Source organism: Stieleria sp. (assembly GCF_041595215.1).
Classification (GTDB): Bacteria; Planctomycetota; Planctomycetia; order Pirellulales; family Pirellulaceae; genus Stieleria; species Stieleria magnilauensis.
Map to the genome: position 1 here is coordinate 1 of NZ_JBFHKV010000954.1, position 3,377 is coordinate 3,377.

The 3,377-nt window shown below is 62.8% G+C and carries 1 protein-coding gene and 1 pseudogene; one reads left to right on the forward strand and one right to left on the reverse strand.

The genetic code is table 11. From position 1 onward, the window contains the following. Window positions 1–2,528 (reverse strand): annotated as a pseudogene (locus tag ABX749_RS26740) (hypothetical protein); the annotation flags it as partial. Between the two features lie 243 nt (window positions 2,529–2,771). On the opposite strand from ABX749_RS26740, the gene ABX749_RS26745 reads away from it, so the two are divergent. Beyond that, a partial coding sequence (locus ABX749_RS26745; RefSeq protein WP_372898694.1) for a glycogen synthase occupies window positions 2,772–3,377 on the forward strand: 606 nt, incomplete at its 3' end.

Consider the following 3,377-nt stretch of genomic DNA (forward strand, 5'->3'; position numbering starts at 1 on the left):
GAGGGATCGGGGACCGAATTCAAAATGAAATTGTCCGCCCAATCGGGCCACATTTGGGTTGTTTCGCGGAACGATTTCAACAACGTCGCCGCGGTCGCGCCGCCGCTGGGCAGTTCACGTAATTCCAGATACAGCGCACCATCCGTTGCCGAAGCGGACAAGGAGAACGCGGCGACATCGGGGATCAGCCATCGTTTCAGCGGCGCTCTGAGTTCTGGTAATGAAGATGCCAACATCTCGCGGCCGTCGGCGAACAGAAAGTTGGGCGTGACCAGAGCGACCAGATCACTTTCGACACTCGTTTGATTCCACAGCGTTTGCATGCTGCGGACCAAGGGGATCGACGCGCCCTCGGTCTCGGCGACCTCGCGAATTCGATCCAACGACGCGATGGCGAACCGTTGGGCCTTGCCGTCTTCGGGCGGTTTTCCTTTTTCACCGCCGCCGACGAAATACGCATCCCCGTCCAGGTCTTCGCCGGCGTAGAGAATCACGCCGTTGTCGGTGCGGGATTCCAAGGCTTGCCATTTCTCGCTCAACGTATCCAGTTCGACCGGTGCGACCAGGTCGATCGCCAAAGCGACTTCGGGCCATCCCTGCTTGCCGGGGAACAACGCCGCGGTACAGCGTTCGATCTGGTCCCGCGTCACTCCGGCACGCTGTTCGACCATGGCGATCAACGGCGACAATTCGGCATCAAAGGTCGTCGTCAACGTTTGCGCATCGGCGCTGGCCGAGACGCGTGCCAGGGGAATCGAAACGATCACCGCCGGCCCGGGTGGCAAAAGCTCCAAGGAAGGTGGTGGAGAATCGGCGGCATACGGTGGCACCCAAAGCAAGCGATCGCTGTCGACAATCTCATAGCCATTGACCAGCGTCGGCTCGTCGCTGGGCACCTCGCGCCGTGACTCACGGACTTCGGGGACGCGGTTGACGATCGAGGGGTTGGGCCGCGGCCGGGGCGGAGGTTCGATGGGGCCGCGTCCACGAAGCGCAATCGCCAAGCCCAACATCAACAGCGGCACGATCATCGTGCCCGCCAGGATCGGAATCCGGTTCTTGCGTCGTTTGCGACGCTTCCGTCGCGCGGGCGCCCCCGATTGCTCAGCCTCCGACTCAGCGGTCTCCCCGGCAGACGCTTGCTCGTCAGGCGCCTGCTCAACCGGGGCGAGCTCTGATGGCGGCTGATCGCGGGTTGGCTGAGTCTCGATCGTCGGCGGCTTGGGGGGAATCGAAGCGGGCTCGGCGGCGGCGTCCGGTGCGGCTTCAACCGGCGGTGCCGACGCTGCTTCAACCGGCGGTGCCGAGGACGTTTCCACCGGCGGTGTCGACCGCGTTTCCACCGGCGGTGCTGAGGCCACGTCAATCGGTGGTGCGGTGGGGGCTTCGACCGGTGGTGCCGAGGGCGTCTTCGCTGGTTTCGGTTTCGGTTTCGCTTGACGGGTCGGTTTCGGTTGGCTGTCGACCAGCTCACCGGCTCGTTGCAGAGCTTCGGCCATCGCCGCGGCGGATCCGAATCGGGCGGCGGGGTCTTTGGCCATCGCGTAGGCGAGCACACGCAGCAGCGGGTTCCCGGCGGCACCTTGCTCGACCGCCTCGATCAGTTCCGGTGGAAGCACCTCATTGTGCGCCGCGAACAGATCTCGATCGTCTTCGCCGGAGAACGCGGGGCGTCCCAGCAGCAACGAGAACAGCAAGCATCCCAGCGAATAGACATCCGACGCCGGCGTCGGCATGGCGGCCGGATCGGCCAGTTCGGGGGCGGCATAGAGCGCGGGCGGTTCGATGCGGTCGATCCAACTGGTGGAAAGATCGGCGCGAGGCGATCGCGCGGGGGAGGAGGGATCGCGGAGCAAGATCGCGCGGCCCTTGGGAGTCACCCAAACGTGGTCGGCGGCCACGGCCCCGTGTGCCATCACCAATCCGGAGTCGAGGGGTTGGTGCAGCGTTTCCAGTGCGTTGGCAAGGTCGACGCCGATGCGGATGGTCTTGCGGGGGCTCAGTGGTGGGTTGGATTGCAGCACGTTCAACAGCGGCGTGCCGTCGGGAAGCGGTGAGAAAATCTCGACCGTTTGCTCGGCGTTGCCCGCTTGGGCGCCACCGGACAATTCGATCGCCTGTAACGATTCCGCCTGGATTTCGCTGTGCACGGCCAGCCAGCCGCGACGCGTTTCATCCAGGCTGGCCAGGGGGACGCGGAGCAGGAATCCGTACCGCGGGACGGGGGCGTCTTCGCTGACCGGCGTTTGGACGGGAATCCAGTGCGAAAACGGTGCGACCGGCGCATCACTGGTGATCACGAACGAGCCGACTCGCAGCGTCGGTGGCTGCGGAAGGAGCAACTCGCCGGCCTGAAACTTTGTCAGAACGCCGCTGCGGACCAGAAACGCTGCGAGCGGTTTGGCGTCCTCGCCGGTCGATTTGTCCGGCGACTGTTCGAACGCGGCCGAATAACGTTGGCAACTCCCCGCGTCGGCGAGTCCAGATTGGACCAAACGAGACCAGAATTCGCTCTGTGCGATCGACATGCAGGCAACACAACTACGGATTTGGATGAGAAGACCAGATTACGACGGTTCAGGAGAAAGTTTAGCTGATGCGGTGGAAATCTGGCGTATTCGCCCCCCGCGCTTTCCCGCTCGATCGTTAATTGCGACCAATAATTCCATACGGGTGGGTGGGAACGCTGTAAATCCTTGGCCCGTTGAATTAACTTCGGCCGTGGCCCACATTCGGTGGGTGACGTCCGGCTCCGACTCAGGTACCAAGTTTTGAATATTGTCTACGTAACTTCCGAAGCAGTACCGTTGGCAAAAACGGGCGGGTTGGCCGATGTCTGCGGCACGCTGCCCCGCGAAGTCGCCGCGCTGGGACACCGCTGTGCCGTGATCCTGCCCGCCTTTCGTAGTGTTTACCGGGCCGGTCTCAAGATCGACACGACCGATATCAGTTTTGCGATCCCGATGTCGCCAGGAAAACTGGTGGGGGGGAGGCTGCTGCGGTGTCTGCTTCCCGACAGCGACGTCGTCGTTTGGTTGATCGACCAGCCCCAGTACTTCGACCGCGAATCACTTTACGGAGACGCGCTGGGGGACTATCGGGACAATGCCGAGCGTTTCACGTTCTTCTGTCGTGCGGCGCTGGCCGCCCTCGCGCGGATCGAGATGGACGTCGATGTGCTGCATTGCAACGACTGGCAATCCGGATTGATCCCCGCCCTGCTGCAGGCGTCACCGAAAGCGTTTGGGTCGCTCGGAAAGGCCGCGACCTTGATGACCATCCACAACATGGCCTACCAGGGTCAGTTTCACCATGACGCGTTCAAGTGGACGGGCTTGGATTGGAAACATTTCACCCATGAGACGTTCGAGTACTAC